Source organism: Acidobacteriota bacterium, assembly GCA_016715115.1.
Lineage (GTDB): Bacteria > Acidobacteriota > Blastocatellia > Pyrinomonadales > Pyrinomonadaceae > JAFDVJ01.
Window position 1 is genome coordinate 580,335 of record JADKBM010000016.1, and the last position, 22,454, is coordinate 602,788.

23 protein-coding genes are annotated in these 22,454 nt (G+C 55.1%); 14 read left to right on the plus strand and 9 right to left on the minus strand.

The window, feature by feature from the left end; all coding sequences use genetic code 11:
- Positions 1-27: 27 nt before the first annotated feature.
- The gene (locus IPN69_20420; protein ID MBK8813077.1) at positions 28-1,359 is read left to right on the plus strand and encodes an FAD-dependent monooxygenase; all 1,332 of its coding nucleotides are present in this window, start codon (positions 28-30) and stop codon (positions 1,357-1,359) included.
- Complete coding sequence (locus IPN69_20425; GenBank protein MBK8813078.1) at positions 1,356-2,171, plus strand: cyclase family protein; 816 nt, start codon at positions 1,356-1,358, stop codon at positions 2,169-2,171. The genes IPN69_20420 and IPN69_20425 overlap by 4 nt, the downstream gene beginning before the upstream one ends.
- Before the next feature lie 92 nt (positions 2,172-2,263).
- On the opposite strand, the gene IPN69_20430 is transcribed toward IPN69_20425, so the two are convergent.
- The 4 genes from IPN69_20430 to IPN69_20445 all read right to left on the minus strand — a co-directional run bounded on the left by IPN69_20430 (position 2,264) and on the right by IPN69_20445 (position 5,066).
- A complete protein-coding gene (locus IPN69_20430; GenBank protein ID MBK8813079.1) occupies positions 2,264-2,560 on the minus strand; it encodes a Fe(2+)-trafficking protein in 297 nt (98 codons plus the stop codon).
- Positions 2,561-2,619: 59 nt separating this feature from the next.
- Entirely contained in the window at positions 2,620-3,069 is a 450-nt protein-coding gene (locus tag IPN69_20435) for a peroxiredoxin (protein MBK8813080.1), read from the minus strand.
- Between the two features lie 415 nt (positions 3,070-3,484).
- Entirely contained in the window at positions 3,485-4,510 is a 1,026-nt protein-coding gene (locus IPN69_20440) for a radical SAM protein (GenBank protein MBK8813081.1), read from the minus strand.
- The gene (locus tag IPN69_20445; GenBank protein ID MBK8813082.1) at positions 4,443-5,066 is read right to left on the minus strand and encodes a DUF2721 domain-containing protein; all 624 of its coding nucleotides are present in this window, start codon (positions 5,064-5,066) and stop codon (positions 4,443-4,445) included. The genes IPN69_20440 and IPN69_20445 overlap by 68 nt, the downstream gene beginning before the upstream one ends.
- 102 nt (positions 5,067-5,168) lie before the next feature.
- Between IPN69_20445 and IPN69_20450 the strand changes: the two genes are divergently transcribed.
- Positions 5,169-6,173: an esterase gene (locus tag IPN69_20450; GenBank protein ID MBK8813083.1), complete on the plus strand. Its 1,005-nt coding sequence runs from the start codon at positions 5,169-5,171 to the stop codon at positions 6,171-6,173.
- A 67-nt stretch (positions 6,174-6,240) separates the two neighbouring features.
- Here the strand turns inward: IPN69_20450 and IPN69_20455 are convergent, their stop codons facing one another.
- From IPN69_20455 to IPN69_20470, 4 genes are all read right to left on the minus strand, one after another.
- Positions 6,241-6,564, minus strand: coding sequence for a DUF962 domain-containing protein (locus IPN69_20455; protein ID MBK8813084.1), 324 nt, complete (start codon positions 6,562-6,564; stop codon positions 6,241-6,243).
- A gap of 3 nt (positions 6,565-6,567) precedes the next feature.
- On the minus strand, positions 6,568-6,903 hold the full coding sequence (locus tag IPN69_20460; GenBank protein ID MBK8813085.1) for a hypothetical protein: 336 nt from the start codon (positions 6,901-6,903) through the stop codon (positions 6,568-6,570).
- Positions 6,900-7,976 carry an aldo/keto reductase gene (locus IPN69_20465; GenBank protein ID MBK8813086.1) on the minus strand — a complete coding sequence of 359 codons (1,077 nt, stop codon included), beginning with the start codon at positions 7,974-7,976 and terminating at the stop codon, positions 6,900-6,902. The genes IPN69_20460 and IPN69_20465 overlap by 4 nt, the downstream gene beginning before the upstream one ends.
- Before the next feature lie 125 nt (positions 7,977-8,101).
- Entirely contained in the window at positions 8,102-9,802 is a 1,701-nt protein-coding gene (locus IPN69_20470; GenBank protein ID MBK8813087.1) for an ATP-binding protein, read from the minus strand.
- Positions 9,803-9,936: 134 nt separating this feature from the next.
- Here IPN69_20470 and IPN69_20475 point away from each other — a divergent pair, with 134 nt between their 5' ends.
- The 3 genes from IPN69_20475 to IPN69_20485 all read left to right on the plus strand — a co-directional run bounded on the left by IPN69_20475 (position 9,937) and on the right by IPN69_20485 (position 14,710).
- On the plus strand, positions 9,937-10,272 hold the full coding sequence (locus IPN69_20475) for a hypothetical protein (protein ID MBK8813088.1): 336 nt from the start codon (positions 9,937-9,939) through the stop codon (positions 10,270-10,272).
- 1,260 nt (positions 10,273-11,532) lie between these two features.
- Positions 11,533-13,191, plus strand: a complete 1,659-nt coding sequence (locus tag IPN69_20480; protein ID MBK8813089.1) for an amidohydrolase — start codon at positions 11,533-11,535, stop codon at positions 13,189-13,191.
- A 7-nt stretch (positions 13,192-13,198) separates the two neighbouring features.
- Positions 13,199-14,710, plus strand: a complete 1,512-nt coding sequence (locus IPN69_20485) for an amidohydrolase (GenBank protein MBK8813090.1) — start codon at positions 13,199-13,201, stop codon at positions 14,708-14,710.
- Here IPN69_20485 and IPN69_20490 read toward each other — a convergent pair.
- Positions 14,658-15,371, minus strand: coding sequence for a hypothetical protein (locus tag IPN69_20490; GenBank protein ID MBK8813091.1), 714 nt, complete (start codon positions 15,369-15,371; stop codon positions 14,658-14,660). The genes IPN69_20485 and IPN69_20490 overlap by 53 nt on opposite strands.
- 260 nt (positions 15,372-15,631) lie before the next feature.
- Between IPN69_20490 and IPN69_20495 the strand changes: the two genes are divergently transcribed.
- The 8 genes from IPN69_20495 to IPN69_20530 all read left to right on the plus strand — a co-directional run bounded on the left by IPN69_20495 (position 15,632) and on the right by IPN69_20530 (position 22,385).
- Positions 15,632-16,153: a DUF4920 domain-containing protein gene (locus tag IPN69_20495; protein MBK8813092.1), complete on the plus strand. Its 522-nt coding sequence runs from the start codon at positions 15,632-15,634 to the stop codon at positions 16,151-16,153.
- 317 nt (positions 16,154-16,470) lie between these two features.
- Entirely contained in the window at positions 16,471-17,007 is a 537-nt protein-coding gene (locus IPN69_20500; protein ID MBK8813093.1) for a type II secretion system protein, read from the plus strand.
- A gap of 92 nt (positions 17,008-17,099) precedes the next feature.
- Complete coding sequence (locus tag IPN69_20505; protein ID MBK8813094.1) at positions 17,100-17,918, plus strand: helix-turn-helix transcriptional regulator; 819 nt, start codon at positions 17,100-17,102, stop codon at positions 17,916-17,918.
- Between the two features lie 52 nt (positions 17,919-17,970).
- Positions 17,971-18,375 carry a DUF1761 domain-containing protein gene (locus IPN69_20510; GenBank protein ID MBK8813095.1) on the plus strand — a complete coding sequence of 135 codons (405 nt, stop codon included), beginning with the start codon at positions 17,971-17,973 and terminating at the stop codon, positions 18,373-18,375.
- Positions 18,376-18,383: 8 nt separating this feature from the next.
- Positions 18,384-18,953, plus strand: coding sequence for a DUF4287 domain-containing protein (locus IPN69_20515; GenBank protein ID MBK8813096.1), 570 nt, complete (start codon positions 18,384-18,386; stop codon positions 18,951-18,953).
- Positions 18,954-18,955: 2 nt separating this feature from the next.
- Entirely contained in the window at positions 18,956-19,891 is a 936-nt protein-coding gene (locus IPN69_20520) for a PD40 domain-containing protein (GenBank protein ID MBK8813097.1), read from the plus strand.
- A gap of 28 nt (positions 19,892-19,919) precedes the next feature.
- A complete protein-coding gene (locus tag IPN69_20525; GenBank protein MBK8813098.1) occupies positions 19,920-20,447 on the plus strand; it encodes a redoxin family protein in 528 nt (175 codons plus the stop codon).
- Positions 20,448-20,594: 147 nt separating this feature from the next.
- A complete protein-coding gene (locus IPN69_20530) occupies positions 20,595-22,385 on the plus strand; it encodes an FAD-dependent oxidoreductase (protein ID MBK8813099.1) in 1,791 nt (596 codons plus the stop codon).
- Positions 22,386-22,454 lie beyond the last annotated feature (69 nt).

Here is a 22,454-nt window from a genome sequence, read left to right on the forward strand (position 1 = left end):
CGACGACAACCTTTTGTATCGAAAGTTATGTCAAACGAAAAGGTAATCATCATCGGTGCCGGATTGTCCGGTTCCCTGTTGGCGATCTATCTCGCGAAACGCGGGATCGGGGTCGATGTTTACGAGGCGCGCGGCGATATGCGGCGCGAGACGGTCGCCGCCGGGCGGTCGATCAATCTCGCTCTTTCGAATCGCGGGATCCGTGCTCTGAGCGAGGTCGGGCTCGACGCGTATATGCTTGCGGAAGCGGTTCCGATGTACGGGCGGATGATCCACGGACTCGATGGCTCGACAAAGCTGCTGCCCTATTCCGGGCGTGCCGGCGAGTTCATCAATTCCGTCTCGCGAAGCGGATTGAACGCCGCCCTCATCGACGAGGCCGAAAAGTATCCGGGCGTGCGCTTTCATTTCAACGAACGCTGCGTCGCCTTCGATTGCCGGACCGGCGAGGCGCGGCTCGAAAACGGATTGCCCCTCAAGGCCGATACGACGATCGGAACCGACGGCGCCGGTTCGGTTATCCGCAACGCGATGTTCCGCGATGTCGAGCGCTTCGATTTCTCGATCAATTGGCTCGAACACGGATACAAGGAACTTCACATTCCCGCGAGTGAAGACGGCGGCTTCCGGCTTGAGAAGAACGCGCTCCATATTTGGGCGCGCGGCTCGTTTATGATGATCGCGCTGCCGAATTTTGACGGCAGTTTTACGGTCACGATGTTTCTCGCGCACAAGGGCGAGAATGGTTTTGAGCGACTCGTCGACCGCGAATCGCTGATGTCGTTCTTCGAGAGGAATTTCGCCGATTCGATCCCTCTGATGCCGACGCTCGTCGGCGACTTCTTCACGAATCCGGTCGGCAATCTCGGCACCGTCAAATGTCATCCGTGGAACGTCGGCGGGAGTTCACTTCTGATCGGCGACGCGGCGCACGCCGTCGTACCGTTCTACGGTCAGGGAATGAACGCCTCTTTCGAAGACTGCCGGGTACTTAACGAATTGGTCGGAACACACGGAACGGACTGGGCGACGGTCTTTGACGATTTCGTTCGCGTGCGCAAACCGAACGCCGATGCGATCGCGGAAATGGCGGAAGAGAACTTCTACGAGATGCGCGATTCGGTCGCCGATCCGGTCTTTCAACGCAAGCGCGAGCTCGAAACCAGGCTCGAACACGAGTTTCCGGAGTATTTTTCGAAATACTCGATGGTCACGTTCCGCGACGATCTGCCGTATTCTTTCGCAAAGCAAAAAGGCAACGCGCAGGACCGGTTTTTGATGGAACTTTGCGCCGGAATCGACAATGTTGACGAACTCGACCTTAAGGACGTCTTCGCTCGGGTGAACGATTGCCGATGAAGATCACATTTGCAGGCAACGAGTTCGACGCTTCGGATCCGATCTCGATCGCGATCCCGATGGAGTTCGCCGGCGGGCAACCGAATGCGTTCGGCGTCGATCGGGCCACCTCGCAAGCGTGCGAATCGGGTCCTCTCGTCGGCGACACGCGCCGCGGCGGAAGCTGTAATTTTGAAAAAGTTACGATGATTCCGCACTGCAACGGCACGCACACCGAATGCGTCGGGCACGTTACGAGTGAGAGGATCGCCGTTATCGACTGCCTTCGCGACGTCTTTTCGATCGCGGCGCTGATCTCGATCGCCGCCGAACCCGCAGGCGATACCGGCGAGAAATACGTTGTCCCCATCGCGGCGGACGATCTGTTGATCACGGAACGTGCGCTTCGAGCCGCACTTGCCGCGATCAGCTCTCAGCTATCAACTATTTCGAATGTCGGATCAATGATAATCAGAACATTGCCAAATCCGGCGTCGAAAAAAACGACAACTTATCTCGAAACGGTGCCGCCGTATTTCACGACCGAGGCAATGGAATTCATCGCCGCATCCGGTTTTCGGCATTTGCTCGTCGATCTGCCGTCGATCGACCGTATTTACGACGACGGCAAACTCGCGAATCACAGGATCTTCTGGAACATCGAGCCAGGAAGTTTTGACGCCAACGAAAAAACGCGCGTCGGAAATACGGTCACGGAGCTAATCTTCGTCCCGGACGATATCGCCGACGGCGTCTATCTTTTGAATCTGCAGATAGCGCCGTTTGCGGCGGATGCCGCACCGTCGCGACCGGTACTGTTTCGGAATTTGTGATTTGGGATTTGGGATTTGGGATTTGGGATTGGGATTTTCCGCGATCGCAAATCGCAATTCCCAAATCCCCAATCCCAATTCCGAAATCAAGATCACCAGTTCACCTGACCTTCTTTCGAAGTGTCGATCTGCGCGAGTTCGACGCCTTCGTTGAAGAGGAATATCTTCAGATTATCGAACAGAAAATCGTGCGAGTCCGGGCTCGAAACATCGATCCCGAAATGATTGATCAGTTGGTTCTGCTTCTGCAGCCATTCCTTCCAGCACGATTGGCAAATCTCGTTATAAACCCGAGCGCCGAGTTCGTTCGGCAATGGCGCAAACTGCATCTGCTCGCCTTTGCGGCCGCACCGCATACATTTGAAACTGTCGTTTGAAAAAATACCCATAATTCGATTTTGGATTTTAGATTTTGGAGTGATTCGTCGGCGTATCCGAATTCCGATTTCTAACCCGCTTTCCTTATCGCTTCCAACACGTCTTCGTCCTTGGGCCTGAACAGACTCAGGCTTTCGACCTTGTGGTATGCGATATTGCCCTGTTTATCGATCACGACAACGCCGCGCGCCGACTTTCCCGGAAGCCACGATTTCATTTCGTAATCGCGGACAACGTCGCCTTTGTCGTCCGACAAAAGCTTCAACGTCAGATTATACTTGTCGGCGAACGTTTTATGCGAACCCACAGAGTCGGTCGAGATCCCGACGACCTCGGCACCGGTCTCCTGATAATGCGACCAATTGTCGCGCACCGAGCACAATTGAGCCGTGCAAACGGGCGTGTCATCTCCCGGATAGAAGAGCAGTACGACGGTTTTGCCGGATTGATCGTGCAGACTCCACTTCTCGCCGTTGAGGTCCGTCAGGATAAAATCAGGTGCTTTGTCTCCAACTTTCATATTCTTTAATTCTTCGCACGAAACGCACGGAAAACACAAATCCGGACGATGCCGAAAGAACAGAATTGCCGTTCGATTCGAAAGTCCGGAGACCCTGATCTCAGGCCATTTCAATTCTGGCCGCGAGGTTCCTGTCGGAGAAACCGATTCAGTGTGCGGAGCACACGCACGTCCGATAGCACCACGTGAACGGAGCGAAACGTGGTGTCCGCGCGATTAACTCAAGCGAGCGTGTGTACCACGCGGACCCATTGCATCCGCTAGAGTTACGCGTGTTACACACGCTTTGGAAGTCGGTGCGACGGGCCACCACGTTCCGCTTCGCTCCACGTGGTGCTATCGCAAGCTCGCGTGCTCCGCACGCTTGAAGAAGTTGATTCAGTTTCCGACAGGCTCCCGAATCCGTAATTCCCCCTCAATCAGCGCCAAAATCCCGAATATCCTTGAACGGCTCGTCCTTGTCCGTGAAATCGGGCCGGTAATAATGGCTCGCCGACTCGTATTCCTGCATAAAGCCCTCCTCGACACCCAGTTCGTCGAGCAACGAAACGGCCGAGAGCCATTCGCCTTCGGAGATCCGTCGCGAAAGCAGAATGTATCGTTCGTCGGTCGCCGCCTTGTTGGTCGCGTAATACTGCGCCATCAGCGAAATCGCGACGCTCGGCGACAACTCATCGCGGATCCAGCGAAGGTTTTCCTCGATCCCGGCGATGTCGTTCGGGAGCACCAGGAGCCTTATCACAAGCCCGCGTTTCAGCAATCCGTCGTCGCCGTAATCAAGATCGGCGCCCGTCTGCCGAAACATCTCGGCGATTGCCCCACGTGCATGCGCCGCGTAATCGCGGACTTTCGAAAACTGAAATCCCGCGTCCGAATCGGCGTATTTCAGATCCGGCAGATAGATGTCGACGACGTCCTCAAGCAATCTTAGAACTTCGACCGAATCGTAAGCATTCGTGTTGTAAACGATCGGCAGCCGAAGACCGTTCTCGGCTGCGATCAGGACCGCCCGCGCCATTTGCGGCGCAAAATGGGTCGGGGAGACGAACCCGATGTTGTGGCAGCCGCGATCCTGAAGCTCGAGCATCATTCGGGCAAGACGCTCATGCGTCACCTCGTTCCGCTTTTGCTCCTTCCAGGTTTGAGAGATCTGATAGTTTTGGCAGTAAACGCAGCGAAGGTTGCAGTTCCCGAAAAAGATGTTGCCCGCGCCGCGCGTGCCGGACAGGACGGGTTCCTCGCCGAAATGCGCGGTGTAGCTCGAAACAATCGGCAGCCTGCCCGAATAACAAGCGGCTATCTCGTCGTTCAGACGATTGTTTCCGCAGTCTTTCGGGCAAACGATGCAGCGTTCGAGAAGTTTTTCGAGACGCTCAACTCTTTTTTCGAGTTCGCCGCTTCGCCACAATTTCAGAAACCGCGGCTCCGGTTGTCGTTCCATACATTCCGCCTGCGGGATACTTCGCCATTATTTCGGGCGGCGCGACCTCACGCGCGAGCGACCACGTAAAATCCATTTCAGCATTAATCGTCGCCGTTGCCATCCGCGCTTCGAGCATCATCAGGACGCTCCCGTAAAAAAGAAACAGGATCCCGATCAGCCCGACCGGTATCGGGATCCATCTATAAATGCCGAAGATCCCGACGATCCCGATCGAAACGCTGGTCAGGACAAAGATGGCGAGTCCCCAGTAAAAAACGACCATCGCGCGCTGAAGCAAGCGCGAACGGCTGGTGACCTTGTCGAGCAGGTCAATGATGACTTCGATCCGCCGGCTATAAAGCAATACTTCGCTCTTGTCCTTGGTCGTGATCAGATCCGCCAAACGGTCTTCGAGAATGCGAACGCGGTCGATTACGCGTCCGAGCCTCGTCGAGGTCGAAAGCACAATCGAACCGGTCGCCGATATCAGCAACGCCGGCGTGATCATCGCCGTCAGAAACTCGATCGTCGAGTTAAGGGCGTTGGGGTTTACGTTTAACAGATCGCCAGACATATCTTGATTTGGGAATCCGGATGTGGGATTGCGGATTTGGCCGTAATCAATCCCGACTTTTCCAAAAGCAAGAATCAATTCTAAACTAGATTCGTCAAAACTATGCAAATCCGAAATCAGAAATCACAAATCGAAAATGGTACCGTTGTTTGCCTTCAGCATAAAAGCCGGATACTTGAGAACAACCCGGCGGGCGATCCGCACATTCGCGATCTGTATGTTTATCTGCCGCCGAATTACGATGAATCGCTCCGTTATCCGAGCGTCTATGTTCTTTCGGGTTTCACCGGCCGCGGGAAAATGCTGCTCAACGACAGTGCCTTCACACCGAATTTCGCCGAGCGGATGGACCGATTGATCGCAACGGAGCGGATCCGTCCGATGATCGCGGTTCTGCCGGATTGTTTTACACGCTTCGGCGGTTCGCAGTATTTGAATTCGACCGCAACGGGCAATTACGAGAGTTATTTGACGGATGAGATCGTCGGATTCGTCGACGCGACGTTTCGGACGATTCCCGATCGCGCGTCGCGAGCGGTGATTGGCAAGTCCTCGGGCGGTTACGGCGCGCTGATGATGGCGATGCGCCACGCCGATCGTTTCGGCCTCGTGTGCTCGACCGCCGGCGATGCCTACTTCGAGTGCTGTTATCTCCCGGATTTCGTGAAAGCGTACCGCGCGATCAAGGGCGACCCCGACGCGCTGATCGCAAAGATGTGGAACGAGGAAGCGAAAAAAGGCAAGCACGATTTCGACGGACTCAATCTGATCGGAATGAGCGCGTGCTACTCGCCGAACGGCACGGGATTCGATCTTCCGTTCGATCTCGAGACGGGCGAACTGCGACCGGACATTTGGGCGAAATGGCTCGAAAACGATCCGGTGCGGCTTGTGGAAAAGTCTGTGGAAAACTTGCGGTCCCTTGAGTTGCTTTACATCGACGCCGGCACCAGCGACGAGTTCGCGCTCGACGTCGGCGCCCGTGTGTTGGCCTCAAGACTTCGGGATTTCGGGATCGATCACATTCACGAAGAATTCGACGGCGGGCATTTCAATATCTCGTACCGCTTCAACGGAGTTTTGGAGAGGGTGTCGGACGCTCTTTGATTCCAAATTCCATATTCCAAGATTCCTGGTCGATGTAACTTGGAATTCTGGAATTTGGAATCTTGAATCAGTTCGTCCTGATCCGTTCCACTTCCCTGTTCATCTTTCCGGTCAACATATAGAACACCATCTTGTAGTCCGAAATGAACGACCACAGCGGATACTTGAACGACGCGGGCTTGTTCTTCTCGACAAAAAAGTGACCGACCCAGGCAAAGCCGTAACCGGCGACGAGGACCACTGGGAGAAGCAAATATCTGCCGGTCGCGATGAACCAAACGAGCAAAACCATTGCGAGCGTCGTTCCGATGAAATGCAACAGCCGATTCACCGGATCGCGGTGCTCGCCGACATAAAAATCCCAAAATTCCGAGTAGTTCTTGATCTCCATTGATTACCTCGAAGTTCTCACGATCTCCGCGACGAGCGCGGACACGAAAATCAAACCCGTCGTGAGGATTCCGCCAATGAATGAAAACACAACGACCGCGAGCGCGATGCTGACAAACGGGTTCATTTCACGTTTCAACATCGGGCCAAGCGCGAAGGCCGCGAGCGCCGAAACGATCGCGCTGAGAAGGAACGCGCCGCCGATGTAAACCCCGATCGCCCAATTCGCGTCGCGTTCCGAAAAACCGTTGAGAACGATGATCAGCACAACAAAAAGTCCGGCGCCGATCGCCGCGCTGATCAGAAACGTCAGGCCGAATGTGACGATCTTCGCGGTCATTCCGTTGCGAAAAGCTGCGCGAATTGTTCCGCCGAAACGGGCTCCGATTCGGCCAATTTCATATTTTCAACAACGTGAGCGGCGCTGCTCATACCGACGAGCGCCGTCGTTACGCCCGGCGTCGAACGGACGAATTCGATCGCCGAAAGCGCGTCGGTCAACGGATTGCCGAGCGTTTCGCGGATATGAAACGGCACGCTGTGCGTCAGTTTGCCCTGGAGGATCGACGCGCTGCACATAGCCGTCAGGCCAAGTTCGGCGGCGGCCGCGAACGCCGTGTAAACTTTGCCTTTAACCGCCTGATTCGGAATGAGATACGCCTCTGGCATCGCGAGATTGTGCGGCAGCTGAATGAATCGGAAACCGTGTTCATCGCCCGCGACCTGGCGCGCAACTCCAACCATACGCTCCATCGAATGATAACTCGCGTTGTCCGGCAAGACCCGAAAACCGTTCCACGTCGCCGCGCCATAGAACCCGATCCGGCGTGAGCCTCGGATCTCTTCGAGCCGTTCGAAAGCCTTCGCGAGCCGCGCTTCGAACGTATACTTGTCGACCGCGCCGAGCTGCGATTCCGGGTTGTGGATGTAGAAGAGATCGATCGATTCGAGCGACATATTCCGCAGCGATTGATCGATCTGATCCTCGAGATAATCCGGCGTCATACAATGGCTTCCGCCGGCCAAATCCTCGAACCGCGCGATTCCCTTTTTGACGAAATTTTCCTCGAAATAATGATTTACGTCCTTCGGCGGCTCGCCGTCGAACGGCAGGAAACCGGCCTTGGTCGAGATGAACAACTCATCGCGTCCGATACCCTTTTCGGCGAGCGATTTAAGCGCCTCGCCGATGCTCCGTTCCGAACGCTGAAAACGATAATTCGCAGCCGTATCGATGACATTGCCGCCCGATTCGACGAATTGCACGATCCCGTCCGTGTATTTCCGGTCCGTTTCCTCGTCCCAATTGCCGAGATACGTTCCGATCCCGATCGACGAGACACTAAATCCCTGCGCCTCGCGGAAATGTCCCGCGGCGGCGTTTGGAAAGCGTTTTATGAATTTTTTGGTCATCTTTGATAGTAGACGCTGATATCAGCAGACGGTTTCACGTCTTTTCGCTGGAAAAACTCCGATAGCATAAATTGGGTTAACGTGAATTCCGACGCATCCACCGAACTCCATCAAATCGAAAATCGCTAGATCCTAATGTTCCCGATCTTCTCAGTCTTTTTTCCCGATTCCGGCTTGAGATACGGAGAATCCTTTTCCTCGCGCCTTGAACCCGACTCGGGCGAGTGCCATTTTTGCCATTCGGCCGGCGCGTCAAACGTTTCGCCGCCGTGTTTCGTCAGGCGCTTGCGGATGCGGCACATCACCGGCGTGTTGATGCCGACGCCCGAAATAATGGCCTGGCCTTTGGTCAGCGCCGGCAGTTCGGCGAGCATCGCGCGGCCCGCGCCTTCGACTGACTGCGCGACCGTTTGCTGATCAATCGGATTAACAATTCGCATAATGATCTGCGTCATACACTGCGACAGAACGTCTTGATCGAGTTTGCCCGGGCGTTGCGTGATCAGTCCGATTCCGACGCCGAATTTTCGGCCTTCGGACAGGATCTGTTTCAAGATGTTCGTCGAAACGACGCTCGCGCCGGCCGGAGCGAAGCGATGCGCTTCCTCGAGCAAAGTGAACACCGGATAACCGACCGCGTCGCCCGTCTCCTTTGGCGTTTCGCCGCGGACCATCGTCATCCGCGCCTTGTTGATCCGTCGAAGCAGCGTTCCGACGATTACTTGCTGTTCGTGCTGCTCGATATCGGACAGCTGAAGGATCGTGCATCGCCCGGGCTTGAAAAGCTCGGTCAACTCAAGATGCTCGCTGTCGTGGAACAACGAGTTTTTCTTCTGAAACCGCGATCGCAGACGCCACAAAAGCCCGTCGATCGATGAAATATTTCCGCCCGCGCCCGGTTTCTTTTCGTCGCCGAACTTCTGGTTTTCGACCTCGATGTCGAGATCGTCGTAACCGTACTGATAATCGCGTTTGCCTTCCGCACGAAGTTTCAGTTCAAGCCCTCGGAACGACTGCGACAGAAAATGAAGCATCTTGTCGCTCGTCCCGTCCGGCAATAGATATCGAATATCGGATTCGGTCAGCGACGAAAACCTGACCTTGATCTTGTCGGGCGTGAAGATTCGGACTTCCGGCTGATATCCGTTCGGCCCGGCGAATTGCGAATCGCCCTGGATCGAACTCATCGTGTGATATTCGCCGTGCGGGTCGACGATCAGGACCGCCGCGCCGTTGTACGGACGCATCAACTCTTCGACCAGAACGCCGGCCGTGTACGACTTGCCCGAACCGGTCGACGCGAGAATCGCGAGATGTGTCGAAACAACGTCCTTGACCGAAAGGACGATCGGAACCTCGCCGTTTTTTCGTGTCAGCAAACTGCCGATATGCGCCGAGCCGTTCTCCGATTCCTGTTTCGGGCTGAGCATTTCGGCGAGAGTTTCGGACGAGGCCAGATAACACGTGTCGCCCGGATTCGGCGGAATCCTCGGATTGTTGAAATCGCCAACCGACTGGTCGAAGAAACCGATCGTCTCGACCGTCACCTCGTAAAGCTCGGTCGCGCCGGAATCGAGTCCGATGAGCGCCGAAACGAGCGACGGCGGTGTGTTCGGATCGGCGAGAAACGCGTCGGGAAGATTGCGCACAAGGCGCCGGCCTTTGATCGTCCCGACGATCCGCATCGTATCGACGCCGTCGCGCGATTCATAGTAAACAAACTCGCCGATCCGCGTCTGGCGGTTGTCGCGCGTGATGAAAAGATATTCGTGCGGTTCGTCGCCTGGCCCTTTGACGGTTCCGACGGCCGGATCGTTGGTCGACATAATTTTCGGAAATTATACCACGCGAACCGCGGTCGGGAACAAAAGCTTCCGGCGAAGCGTCTAAGGCCGCGGTGCAACCAAAAAGGAAACGGATCGGCGGCCGCGGATTCTCTGAAATTTCGGGAGGAAAATCTATGTACAACAAGACCATTTTGCGAAATCTGTGGCTCGGCGTGACTTCGATCGCCGTCGTTCTGGCGCTGACGATCTGGTTCGGCTATGAATCGGAGCGTCTGCGTTTCATCGTTCTTGCACTCAACCTGGCAACGTTCCTGCTCGCCTTGCCGTCAAGCCTGATCGTCATTCCCGTTGCGTTCGCGGCGAATTACTATCTCGACATCAACGCGCTCTCGACGGGCGGAATCTACTTCAACTCGTTCATCCTGCTGTTCGTCGGCGCGGTCCAGTGGTTTTTGATCACGAATCAGATCGCACCGTTCGAATCGCGTATGCAACGGCTCGAGATCTGAGATTAGCTGCCACGAATTACACCGATTCCACGAATCATCCTTCGGCCGGCTCATCAAGCCGGCCGAACCTCGTTCAGCTTGGTCCCTCCATCGCAGTCTGAATTCTGCCTTTTCTCATTCGCCCCCAGCAACTTTTTTGCCTTTTGCCTTTAACCTTTTCCCTTTTTCCTTTCCTTTTGCTGTTCGTCGGCGCCGTCCAGTGGTTTTTGATCACGAATCAGATCGCGCCGTTCGAATCGCGTATGCAACGGCTCGAGATCTGAGATTAGCTGCCACGAAATACACCGATTCCACGAATCATCCTTCGGCCGGCTCATCAAGTCGGCCGAACCTCGTTCAGCTTGGTCCCTCCATCGCAGTCTGAATTCTGCCTTTTTCTCATTCGCCCCCAGCAACTTTTTTGCCTTTTGCCTTTAACCTTTTTCCCTTTTTTCCTTTTCCCCTTTTTGCTGTTCGTCGGCGCCGTCCAGTGGTTTTTGATCACGAATCAGATCGCACCGTTCGAATCGCGTATGCAACGGCTCGAGATCTGAGATTAGCTGCCACGAATTACACCGATTCCACGAATCATCCTTCGGCCGGCTCATCAAGTCGGCCGAACCTCGTTCAGCTTGGTCCCTCCATCGCAGTCTGAATTCTGCCTTTTTCTCATTCGCCCCCAGCAACTTTTTTACCTTTTGCCTTTAACCTTTTTCCCTTTTTCCCTTTTTCCCTTTTTGCTGTTCGTCGGCGCGGTCCAGTGGTTTTTGATCACGAATCAGATCGCACCGTTCGAATCGCGTATGCAACGGCTCGAGATCTGAGATTAGCTGCCACGAATTACACCGATTCCACGAATCATCCTTCGGCCGGCTCATCAAGTCGGCCGAACCTCGTTCAGCTTGGTCCCACCATCGCAGTCTGAATTCTGCCTTTTTCTCATTCGCCCCCAGCAACTTTTTTGCCTTTTGCCTTTAACCTTTTTCCCTTTTTCCCTTTTTGCTGTTCGTCGGCGCGGCCCAGTGGTTTTTGATCACGAATCAGATCGCGCCGTTCGAATCGCGAATGCAACGGATCGAGATCTAGTCGGTGAGCAGTCAGACTGGAGCGCAGGCGTCCCCGCCTGCAATGAGCGCGGAGCGCGAACGGGGTCGGGGATCAGACGCCGCGGCCTTTACGGCGTTGCACGCCGTATGCAAGCGGGGACGCTTGCGCTCCAGTCGGGTCGATAGGATGGCCCTGACTTTCAATTTTCCGTCGCTCACGATTACAATCGCTGTCATGAGACAATTTTTAGTAGCCGCATTTTTGACCGCGATCTGTGCCGCCGGTGTTTTCCCTTTTGATATCAAGCCCGATCTGATCGTCTTCAACGCCAACGTCCGGACGCTTGACCGCTCTAAACCGACGGCGCAGGCGTTTGCGGTTCTGAACGGTCGGATCGTCGCCGTTGGGACGACCGCCGAGATCAAACTGCTCGCCGGTCCGAAAACCGAGCGCATCGACGCGGGCGGAAAACTCGTGATTCCCGGATTCAACGACGCTCACGTCCATTTTCTCGACGGCGGCGCCGGGCTCTCAAGCGTCGATCTGCGCGACGCCAAAACCCCTGCCGAGTTTGTCGAGCGCATTAGGCGTTTCGCGGCGACGCTCCCAAAAGGCCGTTGGATACAGAACGGCAATTGGGACCACGAGAACTGGACGCCGAACGATCTGCCGACGGCGGCGATGATCGACGCCGTGACGCCGGACAATCCGGTCTTCATCAATCGGCTCGACGGGCATATGTCGCTTGCCAATTCGCTCGCGATGAAACTCGCCGGCGTTGATCGAAATACGAAGGAGGTCGCCGGCGGCGAGATCGTCCGCGACAAGGACGGCAATCCGACGGGCGTCTTCAAAGACGAGGCGATGGGATATATCAACCGCGTCATTCCGGCATTTTCTTACGCCGAACGCGTCGATTATCTGACGGCGGCGACAAATTATGCCGCAAGCCTCGGCGTGACAAGCGTCCAGGATATGTCTGCCGGTTCCGATATCGGCGTGCTTCAGGACCTCGCGCGGAACGGCAAGCTCAAGACGCGGGTTTACGCCGTTTCACCGCTCGGCGACTGGCGGCGTTGGTCCAACACCGGCGTGACGCGCGCGTTCGGCGATCCGCTGCTCCGTGTCGGCGGACTCAAAGGATTTGCCGACGGCAGTCTCGGGTCGACGACCGCGTGGTTTTACGAACCTTATCTCGACAAACCCGATTCACGCGGACTCGCGATCGAAGATCCGGAAAGAACCTACGGATACGTTTCGGCGGCCGACAAGGCTGGATTGCAGGTGATGATCCACGCTATAGGCGATCGGGCAAACGACGAGATAGTCAAGATCTACGAAAAGGTCGCGAAGGAAAACGGACCGCGCGACCGGCGTTTCCGTATCGAACATTCGCAGCACCTGAACGACGGCCTGATCAAACGTTTCGCGGCGGCGAACGTTATCGCTTCGATGCAGCCGTTTCACGTGATCGACGACGGGCGCTGGGCTTGGAAACGGCTCGATCAGAAGCGTCTCAATGGAACTTACGCGTTTCGGACACTCCTCGATTCGGGCGCGCGGCTCGCATTTGGGACCGACTGGTTCGTCGCGCCGCTCAATCCGATGTTCGGCATCTACGCCGCCGTCACTCGACGCACCCTCGACGACAAGAACCCGAACGGTTGGATTCCGGAACAGAAGATCTCCGTCGAGGAAGCGCTTCGGGCTTACACCGAAGGCTCGGCCTACGCCGAGTTTCAGGAGAATGAAAAAGGCACACTCGCGGTTGGGAAACTCGCCGATTTCGTTGTTTTGTCGAACGATATCTTCAAGATCGATCCGAACGCGATCGGTCAGGTGAAGGTTCTGAGAACAGTAATGAACGGTCGGACGGTCTTCAAATTGAGATGATTCTTCGATGAAATACGCTGTGAAAAGGATCGTCGGTCCCATTTCAATGCTCGGGTTGTTTTTCGCGTTTGCGCCATCCGTATCCGCACAGTTTGCAGATCTTGTGGTCGTCAACGCGAATGTCAGGACGATCGACGACGTCCGGCCGAAGGCGGAGGCGATCGCCGTGAAGGAGGGGCGATTCATTTTCGTCGGCTCGAGCGCCGAAGCCGGAAAATTCATCGGCCCCGGCACGAAAACGATCGACGCCGGCCGCAAACTCGTAATTCCCGGATTCAACGACAGCCACGTTCACCTGATGAACGTCGGGCTTCGCTTTTTCTCGGTTGATCTGCGCAGCGCCGGCGACGTCGAAGGAACGCTCGAGAAAATCCGTCTTCACGCGCGATTTCTCCCCAAAGGCGAATGGATCCTCGGAAGCGGATGGGTCGCCGCAAACGCGCCGACGCTCGATCAACTGAACGAGGCCGCGCCCGACAATCCCGTTTTGCTCTACGGCCGCGACGCGCGATTCTCGATCGCGAACTCGCGGGCCCTGGAGATCGCCGGGATCACGAACGCTTCAATGCCCGTTGGTGGAGCGCTGGCCGCAAAACTCCGGGCCTTCGCGCCCTCGACGCCCGATAGGCTCGCCGTTCTCGAAACCGCGGTCAACTATGCCGCGGCATTCGGGGTCACGAGCGTCCAGGACGTATCGTCGGATGATCTTTCGGGTCCGCTTAATGAACTTGAAAAGAGTGGAAAGCTGAAAACGCGTGTTTACGACTGCGTCGGGATCGACAAACCGCTTCCGAAGATCGAACGCAATTCGGGTTCGATGGTCCGCGGCGGCTGCCTCAAACATTATTCGGAGGGCGATTACTCCGAGATGCGCGATTTGACACGGAGACTTGCCGCCGCTGACCGCGCCGGAGTCCAAATTTTGCTGCACGCCATCGGCCCGCGCGCCAACGACATCGTCCTGACGGTTTTCGAACGGGTCGTCAGGCAAAACGGCAAGCGCGACCGTCGGCTGAGGGTCGAGCACGCGCACAACTTCCAGCCGTGGGACCTGAAGCGCTTCGCGCCGCTTCCGGCAATCGCTTCGATGCAGCCCGCGCTCTTTTATTTCGTCGATTCTCGCGAGTACTTCAAGACGTTCGCCGATCTCCGCAATGCCGGCGTGCGGCTCGCGTTCGGTTCGGACGCCGCGATGATCGAGATCGATCCGCTGAAAGGCATCGCGGCGTCGACCGGCCCCGGCGGTCTGACGATCGGCGACGCCGTCCGAGCGTACACGCTCGGCGCCGCATACGCAGAGTTTCAGGAGAACGACAAGGGCTCGATCACCGTTGGAAAACTAGCGGATTTCCTGATTCTTTCGGGAGACATATTTGCCGCCGACCGAAGCGAATTGCTCGGACTCAAGGTCGAAGCGACGTTCGTCGGCGGACGTGTTGTCTATCAGTCCGGGCAATCAGCGCTCTCTAAAAGAACGTCATTCCGACCGCGGCGTACACAAAATGGTTTCCGCCTTTAAGATTCTGATTTCCGAGTGAATAGCCGACGTAACCCGTGATCCTGTTTGTCGGTCTGAAGTATGCGCCCGGCGTCAAATAGCCCATCGAATGCTTGCCGGTTATCCAATCGGCCATCACGCCGAACTTGCCGTTGATCGGTTGTTCGATTCCGAACTGACCGCCGCCGCGCGATGCCTTTTCGGCCACGACGTTCTTCGTAAAGACGTATCCGCCGGCCGAAACCCTTGTGCCGGCGCCGCGGAAAGTCTTGCTCACCTGACTGAACGAATATGAACCGAAACGGTAGGTGCGGTTGCTGACCGGGAAGTAGAACGTGTTTCCGGCAACCGCCGAGATTCCGCGCCGTTCGCTGTTGTAGAACCTCCATTTGACGGTCGGCGCGATCGTTTTCATTCCGCTTCCCGGCTGAAGGTTTCCGAGGAAGTTGACTCCGACCTCGACGTTGCGGCCGATGCCGACAACGACCCGCGGGACGATCGCCGAGAATTTTTTCAGCGCATCCTGATCATTGGGTTTGAAGGAAACGCCGTATTCAAGATACACGGATCCTTTTGGCAAGATATCGGTCGACGGCACATTGAAGATCGTTTGTTGGGCCGCGGAGGCAATCGCAAGTCCAAGAACGAAAACGAAAGTCAAGACAAAATGTCGACAATGCATAAGAGTCTCCCTTTTTTCGATTGGATCCGAACGGCAGCTTCATCGACACGGCGCCGAAAACCGAGCTGAACGGATCATAAGTTGATTAGGTTCAGATACGTTACTCGAATCGAACGGATAAGACAAGCTTCGGGAAGTTTGGCGAAACGGCACACCGACATCACTTGCACGAGTCCGGGCAGCATCCGTCGATTCTTTTCAAGTTGCCCGTAATGTGGCACAATTTTGAATAGCACCAACTCTGGTCACGAGGTAAATTTATGAAAAGACACCTATTGTTAGTTATCGCCATATTTGCATTCAGTCTCTCGGCTTTCGCCCAGATGGAAAAGATGGAGACGAAGCCGACGGAAAAGGACAAGACGGAAGCGATTCCGTCAGATGGTTATCTGAAGCGCGGAGCGGCGCTCGGAGACTCGAAAAAGGTCAAACTCACCAAGGTGATGAAGTCCCCGGCGAAGTACGCAAACAAGGTAGTGCGCGTTGAAGGAGTGATCGTCCGCTCCTGCAAGACCGAAGGATGCTGGCTCGAGCTCGCGCCGTCAAAGGACGCGAAATCGGTCCGCGTCAAGATGAAGGATCACAAGTTTTTCATCCCGCTTAATTCGGCCGGAGCATTCGCCAAAGCGGAAGGCATTTTCACGGTCAAAACTCTTTCGAAAGAGCAGGTTAAGCATATGATCGAGGAAGACGGCGCGAAGTTCGACAACGTCAACGCCGACGGCACGGTCACCGAGATATCTTTCGAAGCGACCGGCGTCGAACTGACGATGAAGAAGTAGATTTCGAAAGCAGTTTCTCAGACGGTCCGGAGTAAAGCGATTGGAAGTTTTACTCCGGACTTATTGTCTTTTGTGACTCCTCGGATCGGTGCCCTTCAATTTGACCCAAGATTCGTCATTCTGACAATAATCGTCATCATTTGAGACGTTTTCTTGCGGCGCGAACTTCGTGAGCAAACTATTCTTAAAGCGTAAATTATTGACTGAACTTGGTTTAACGGCCATCAGGCATTCTGGCACGCAATTTGAAGCTCGATTCATAGCCGAAGCCGGCGCCCCCGCCTATGGAAAACGTGAACAATCAAAGAGGCTTTTCGATGATTGAACTTCTGCTTATCGTCGTCATCGTCGGCATTATCGCCTCGTTGGCGATCCCGAATCTGCTGGCTGCGCGCCGGGCCGCAAACGAAGCGTCCGCGATCTCGACGATTCGCAACTACCACTCTGCACAACTTGCGTTCCAGGCCACCGGCGGCGACGGCAATTACGCGGGCGACGTTACGGGAACGATAAACGCATTTGCTGTCCTCGCGAATGCCAACTTGATTGATACCGAACTGAGTTCGGGTTTCAAAAGCGGATATTTCTTTCAGGGATTGGCGATTCCGCGGGGCGCATCGAATCCGGCAAGCTTCATCGGCGCCGGAATCCCTTCGACGTTCGGGTCGGCAGCGCCATTGTCGGTTATCGGCGAGATGAGACACACTGGGAATCGGGTGTTCGTGATCTCTGCCGATGGTGTGATGCGCTGGGAATCGATCACCGGAATGGCCGACCCAAGCGAACTCACGATGCAGGTTGACGTCGTCGACAACGCATTCGTCGTCACCGGCGGATCGCTATTGGGAAATTAGTATTCTCCGCTAAGAGGTTTTTTGGGCCGCCGGGGTTGTCTCGGCGGCTTTTCAGTTCTATGATGTCGAACACGATTTCCCGAGATTGATCCGTGATTTTCGAAACCTACATTCCCAAGCCACCGCTCGACCGGTTTGTTCAATGCCTTATTTTTCACGAGGCGTTCAGCCCGTTGCACCGCGTCGACAGATTCCTGCCTGACGGCAATGTCGAGATAATCATCGATCTCAACGATCAGGCGCAATTCATTTACGATAACGATTCGCTCAAAGAGATCCAGGCCTGCAATCGCGTTTGGGCTTCGGGCGTGCGCACCGAACCGATCACGATTCCGTCGGGGAAAGACGCTTCGATGATGATCGTCGCGTTCAAACGGGGGATGGCTTATCCGTTCTTTCCGTTTCCGATGAACGAGATCGCCGATTGCGTGGTCGATGCAGACTTGATCTGGGGCGACGACTTTGCGCTTTTGCGCGAGCAGATTTCGGAAAACAAGCGCTCAAATCGCAAGTTTGAGATCGTTGAGGAATTTCTGGTCCGCGCCCATCTCTCGCGAATGATCCTGAATCCTTGTGTCGAATACGCGATCGAGACCATCGTCGCGACCCCGGATGCCGTTTCGATGGGCGAACTGACGCAGAAGATCGGATTTTCGCAAAAGCATTTTATTTCAATGTTCACCAAACAGGTCGGCATAACCCCGAAACGCTATCTGAAGATCATGAGATTCCAGAAGACAATCGAACTGATCGAGAATCAACGAGTAGTCGATTGGTCGGATATTGCGCACGGTGCGGGCTTTTTTGACCAATCGCATTTTATCCACGATTTCAAAACGTTTTCGGGTTTCACTCCGGACGATTACGCACGCCGAAAAAACGACCTGCTGAATTACGTTCCCGTCGGCTAGGTAAAATTTTTCCAATACGGATCCGCGCAACCGGCGATATGCTCGGTTTGCTATGGAAAACTTTTACATCAATCACTTTGCCGTGTTCGTTTGTGCGCTGATGAGTCTAGTCATCGGCGGATTCTGGTGGTCACCGCTGCTTTTTGCCAAGATGTGGCAACGCGAAACAGGTCTAGCGGATGACGATCTGAAATCGTTCAACCCGTTGAAGACATTTGGTTTAACGTTTCTGCTCGCCTATCTTTCGTCGTACAATTTGGCGTTTTTTCTGGGTGATCCGGCGACTACCTGGAAATGGGGCGTCGCGGCCGGTTTGCTTGCCGCCTTCTGGGCGATCGCGATGTTCGTTATCATCGGACTCTTCGAACGCCGGACCTTTCTACATTTATTGATCGACTGCGGCTATATCGCGGTCTATTTCGCAGCCTGCGGATTGCTGCTCGGCATGTGGAGGTAAAATAACAAATGCAAAAGACTTCAGGGGAAATTGAAAAGGAATTCATCGACAATCTCGGCAACTCGGGCGGCAAGGATCTTGCCGCCTGGCTCGTCGCGATCGACGGTTCCGGGATCAAGAAACGAAACGATCTGATCGCGTGGCTCAAGACCGATTGCGGGTTCGGGCATATGCACGCGTCGCTGCTTGCGGGAATTCACGCGAACGGCGGGAAACCGGTCTACGGCGACACAAGCGAATTGCTTAACAATCAATTCGCCGGTTGCGACGCGATGCGTTCGCTGTTCGACGCCGTCGTCGAGTTTGCGCTGCGAAACTTCCCCGACGCGACCATCCTGCCGAAAAAGACATATGTTACGATCCTGGCGAAACGCGAGTTTGCCGCCATCAACATCAAAAAGAGCGAAATTCGGCTCGGTCTTGACCTCGGGTCGCGTGATTTCGACGAAGTCGTCTCAAAGGCAAAGCTGACCGGACCGATGCCGCGGATCTCGCATCAGGTCACCGTCACAGACACCTCGCGGCTCGACGCCGAACTCGTCAGCCTGCTCAAAGATTCATATGATCGATCAAACTGAAAATGAAAAAACTATTGATCATTCTGACGATTCTGTTAACGGCGGCGACGGTCGCCGCACAAACGAAATACGGACTTCTGTACAACGTGGCGCAGGATACCAAGGCCGACGACTACGAGATCTACGCGATGAACACCGATGGGACGCGCAAGCGCAACATCAGCAATAACAAAGACGTTGCATGGACATATCATGCATACAAAAAAACGGTCTTTTTCATCAGCGACCGCGACGCCTGCAAACGCTGCTATTTCTTGTATTCAATGGACTTTGACGGCAAGAACGTGAAAAAGCTCAGCGACCTGCGACTTGAGGATTCGTGGATGGGAAGCCGCAATAACGGCACGGAAATGGTAGTTTCAGGCCGGATCGGAAACGAAGTCCGTTATCAACTATTCATCATTGATCTCAAAACCGGGAAATATCGACAGATCACTAACGAACCGGCCGCCGCACACCGCGATCCGAGCTTCTCGCCGGACGGCAAGCGTATCGTTTTTGCATACAAAAAGGATCGCACTAACCGCGAGATCAACGAAGAACTATTCATAATGAACGTCGACGGCAGCGGCCGGCGCCAACTAACGACCTATCCGAAGGACGACAAAACGGCCGAATGGCACAGTTATCACGCCGGGCCACCGCGGTGGGTCAGGAAATATAATTTCATCACGTACAATTCGGTGCAGGCCGGAAAAAGTTCTCTGTTCGCAGTCACACCGGATGGAAAACGAAACTGGAAACTGACCGATAACGAGCTTTCCGAAGGTTGGCATGATTGGTCGCCGGACGGCAAGTGGCTCGCCATCGGGATGAATAACAAGGAAGAAAACGAATACAGCATCTGGATCATGAATTGGAAGACCAAGGAGCTCAAAAGGCTGACCGACGCCAAGGATTTCAAATACCAGCACGCCCCGGTATTTGTCGAACGTTAGTTTTGACGATTGGGTTTCTGCAATTAAAATGCTCGGAATGATCAGATTCGTTTTGGGCATTTTTGTATTGGCGTTCCTCGCAATTGCGGGGGCGGCTCAAAAAGACATCGCGCCGGACGCGGTGAAAACGACGATTTTGGACGCCGGTGGCCTGCGCGCTCTTGTCCGGGATTCCGACAAGCCGCTCCTTGTCAATTTTTGGGCAACCTGGTGCGGTCCTTGCCGCGCGGAGTTTCCGGAACTTGTAAAGATCGACAACGAATTTCGGGCGAAAGGCCTGACCTTCGCGCTCGTCTCGATCGACAACGTTTCGGTCGCCGATACGGCAGTCAGCGATTTTCTCAAGAGTTACGAGGCAAAAATGCCGTCGTATCTCCTTGATCTTGAGGACCGGCGCAAGATCACGCGCTCGATCCGACGAATCGCTCCGCGCTATTCGGGCGGTTTTCCGGTGACTATGCTCTACGATTCGGCCGGCAAACTCGTTTATCTCAAGCACGGCGTCGTCAACGGCCAAGTGCTTCGCAGACGGATCGAGAAGGTTCTCAGAAAGTAGAATTCGACGCCGCCGACTTTTCGTTGAAAACCTCAAAACCCGTCCTCAACGCATTGAAGTGCGAATCAAAAAAACTTATATTATTGAAGACCCGATGCGAATGCACACAAATTCACAATCCGAACAAACTTCAAGGGGTAAACGCTTTTGAAACCGACCGATATCCAAGATCCCGAGTATTTTCACAAGGTAGTTGACTGTCAATACGCGTGTCCGGCACACACTCCGGTTCCCGAATACATCCGGTTGATCGCGCAAGGAAAGTATTCCGAAGCCTATATGATCAACTGGGACTCGAACGTCTTTCCGGGCGTTCTCGGGCGCACCTGCGACCGTCCGTGCGAGCCTGCCTGCCGCCGCGGAAGGGTCGAAGCTGAACCGGTTGCCATCTGCCGGCTGAAACGGGTCGCCGCGGACAACAAGGATGAAGTCAAGCATATGATGCCGCAGGGGCCGTTTGCTCCAAACGGCAAGAAGGTCGCGCTCATCGGCGGAGGTCCGGCGTCTTTGACTGTCGCGCGCGATCTTGCGCCGCTCGGTTACGAGATACATCTTTTCGACGAACAGACGAAGGCCGGCGGCTTTATGCTCAGCCAGATCCCGTCGTTCCGCTTGCCGGAAACCGTTCTCGATGAAGAAGTCAACTACGTTCTCGATCTTGGAATTCACACTCAATTCAACAAGTATGTCGACAGTCTGAAGGAAGTTTTGGCGCAGGATTACGACGCCGTTTTCATCGGAACGGGAGCGCCGCGCGGCAAAGATCTGCCGAAATTGCCCGGACGTTGGGATGCGAAAGAGAATGTTCATATCGGCATCGACTGGCTTTCGAGCGTCGCATTCGAGCATACGAAATCCATCGGCCGCCGCGTGCTCGTCATCGGCGGCGGCAACACTGCGATGGACTGCTGCCGCACATCACGCCGACTCGGCGGCGAGGACGTCAAGGTCGTCGTCCGCTCGCCTTTCGCCGATATGAAAGCATCGCCGTGGGAAAAAGAGGACGCGATGCACGAGGATATTCCGATCTTCGACAATCACGTTCCGAAATCGTTCGTCGTCGAAGACGGGCAATTGAAAGGGATGACGTTCGAGAAGGTCGAAGCGGTTTACGACGCGAACGGCAAACGCAGTCTCATCCCGACGGGTGAACCCGACGTTTTTTTCGAGGCGGACGACGTGCTGATGGCGATCGGCCAGGAGAATGCGTTCCCCTGGATCGAGCGCGATGCCGGGGTCGAATTCGGCGAATGGGATATGCCGGTCGTCGACCGCATCACGTTTCAAACGACGAACCCGCGCGTGTTTATCGGCGGCGACGCGGCGTTCGGTCCGGAGAACATCATCACTGCGGTCGCGCACGGACATCAGGCGGCGGTTTCGATGCATAGATTCTGCCAGGGCGAGGACGTGAATGACAGGCTCGCGCCGTTTGTTAATCTCGTCAGTCAAAAGATGGGAATTCACGAGTGGGCGTACGACAGCGAGATCGCTCACGATGTCCGTTACATCGTCCCGCAGGCCGATAAATCACAGACGCTCAAGGATCGCAAGAAAGAGGTCGAACTGGGTTTCAGTCCGCTTGAAGGTTTCAAAGAGGCCCAACGCTGTCTGAACTGCGACGCGCAGACTGTCTTTTTCGAAGCGAAATGCATCGAATGCGACGCGTGCGTCGATGTCTGTCCGACGTCGTGCATCACTTTTACGGGCAACGAGGAAGACGAAGAGGCTCTGCGCGCCAAATTGAAGGTTCCGGCGCTGAATCTGAAACAGGATCTTTATGTTTCCGATGTGTTGAAAACGACGCGCGTAATGGTCAAGGACGAAGACGTTTGTCTCCACTGCGGCCTCTGCGCCGAACGCTGCCCGACCGCCGCGTGGGATATGCAGAAGTTCTTTTACAACGTGACGAAGACGTATTCAGGGTGCGGAAAATAGGACTGGAGCGCAAGCGTCCCCGCTTGCAATGAGCGCGTAGCGCGAAGGCGCACGAAACGCTTTCAGGCC

What these genes read in the sequence shown, in the direction of transcription:
- IPN69_20490 (MBK8813091.1), bottom strand. Translation starts at nt 15,371, where the DNA reads ATGCATTGTCGACATTTTGTCTTGACTTTCGTTTTCGTTCTTGGACTT.
- IPN69_20520 (MBK8813097.1), top strand. Translation starts at nt 18,956, where the DNA reads ATGAAAAAACTATTGATCATTCTGACGATTCTGTTAACGGCGGCGACG.
- IPN69_20525 (MBK8813098.1), top strand. Translation starts at nt 19,920, where the DNA reads ATGCTCGGAATGATCAGATTCGTTTTGGGCATTTTTGTATTGGCGTTC.
- IPN69_20510 (MBK8813095.1), top strand. Translation starts at nt 17,971, where the DNA reads ATGGAAAACTTTTACATCAATCACTTTGCCGTGTTCGTTTGTGCGCTG.
- IPN69_20515 (MBK8813096.1), top strand. Translation starts at nt 18,384, where the DNA reads ATGCAAAAGACTTCAGGGGAAATTGAAAAGGAATTCATCGACAATCTC.
- IPN69_20480 (MBK8813089.1), top strand. Translation starts at nt 11,533, where the DNA reads ATGAGACAATTTTTAGTAGCCGCATTTTTGACCGCGATCTGTGCCGCC.
- IPN69_20430 (MBK8813079.1), bottom strand. Translation starts at nt 2,560, where the DNA reads ATGGGTATTTTTTCAAACGACAGTTTCAAATGTATGCGGTGCGGCCGC.
- IPN69_20420 (MBK8813077.1), top strand. Translation starts at nt 28, where the DNA reads ATGTCAAACGAAAAGGTAATCATCATCGGTGCCGGATTGTCCGGTTCC.
- IPN69_20435 (MBK8813080.1), bottom strand. Translation starts at nt 3,069, where the DNA reads ATGAAAGTTGGAGACAAAGCACCTGATTTTATCCTGACGGACCTCAAC.
- IPN69_20440 (MBK8813081.1), bottom strand. Translation starts at nt 4,510, where the DNA reads ATGGAACGACAACCGGAGCCGCGGTTTCTGAAATTGTGGCGAAGCGGC.
- IPN69_20465 (MBK8813086.1), bottom strand. Translation starts at nt 7,976, where the DNA reads ATGACCAAAAAATTCATAAAACGCTTTCCAAACGCCGCCGCGGGACAT.
- IPN69_20500 (MBK8813093.1), top strand. Translation starts at nt 16,471, where the DNA reads ATGATTGAACTTCTGCTTATCGTCGTCATCGTCGGCATTATCGCCTCG.
- IPN69_20445 (MBK8813082.1), bottom strand. Translation starts at nt 5,066, where the DNA reads ATGTCTGGCGATCTGTTAAACGTAAACCCCAACGCCCTTAACTCGACG.
- IPN69_20455 (MBK8813084.1), bottom strand. Translation starts at nt 6,564, where the DNA reads ATGGAGATCAAGAACTACTCGGAATTTTGGGATTTTTATGTCGGCGAG.
- IPN69_20485 (MBK8813090.1), top strand. Translation starts at nt 13,199, where the DNA reads ATGAAATACGCTGTGAAAAGGATCGTCGGTCCCATTTCAATGCTCGGG.
- IPN69_20475 (MBK8813088.1), top strand. Translation starts at nt 9,937, where the DNA reads ATGTACAACAAGACCATTTTGCGAAATCTGTGGCTCGGCGTGACTTCG.
- IPN69_20450 (MBK8813083.1), top strand. Translation starts at nt 5,169, where the DNA reads ATGCAAATCCGAAATCAGAAATCACAAATCGAAAATGGTACCGTTGTT.
- IPN69_20425 (MBK8813078.1), top strand. Translation starts at nt 1,356, where the DNA reads ATGAAGATCACATTTGCAGGCAACGAGTTCGACGCTTCGGATCCGATC.
- IPN69_20470 (MBK8813087.1), bottom strand. Translation starts at nt 9,802, where the DNA reads ATGTCGACCAACGATCCGGCCGTCGGAACCGTCAAAGGGCCAGGCGAC.
- IPN69_20495 (MBK8813092.1), top strand. Translation starts at nt 15,632, where the DNA reads ATGAAAAGACACCTATTGTTAGTTATCGCCATATTTGCATTCAGTCTC.
- IPN69_20460 (MBK8813085.1), bottom strand. Translation starts at nt 6,903, where the DNA reads ATGACCGCGAAGATCGTCACATTCGGCCTGACGTTTCTGATCAGCGCG.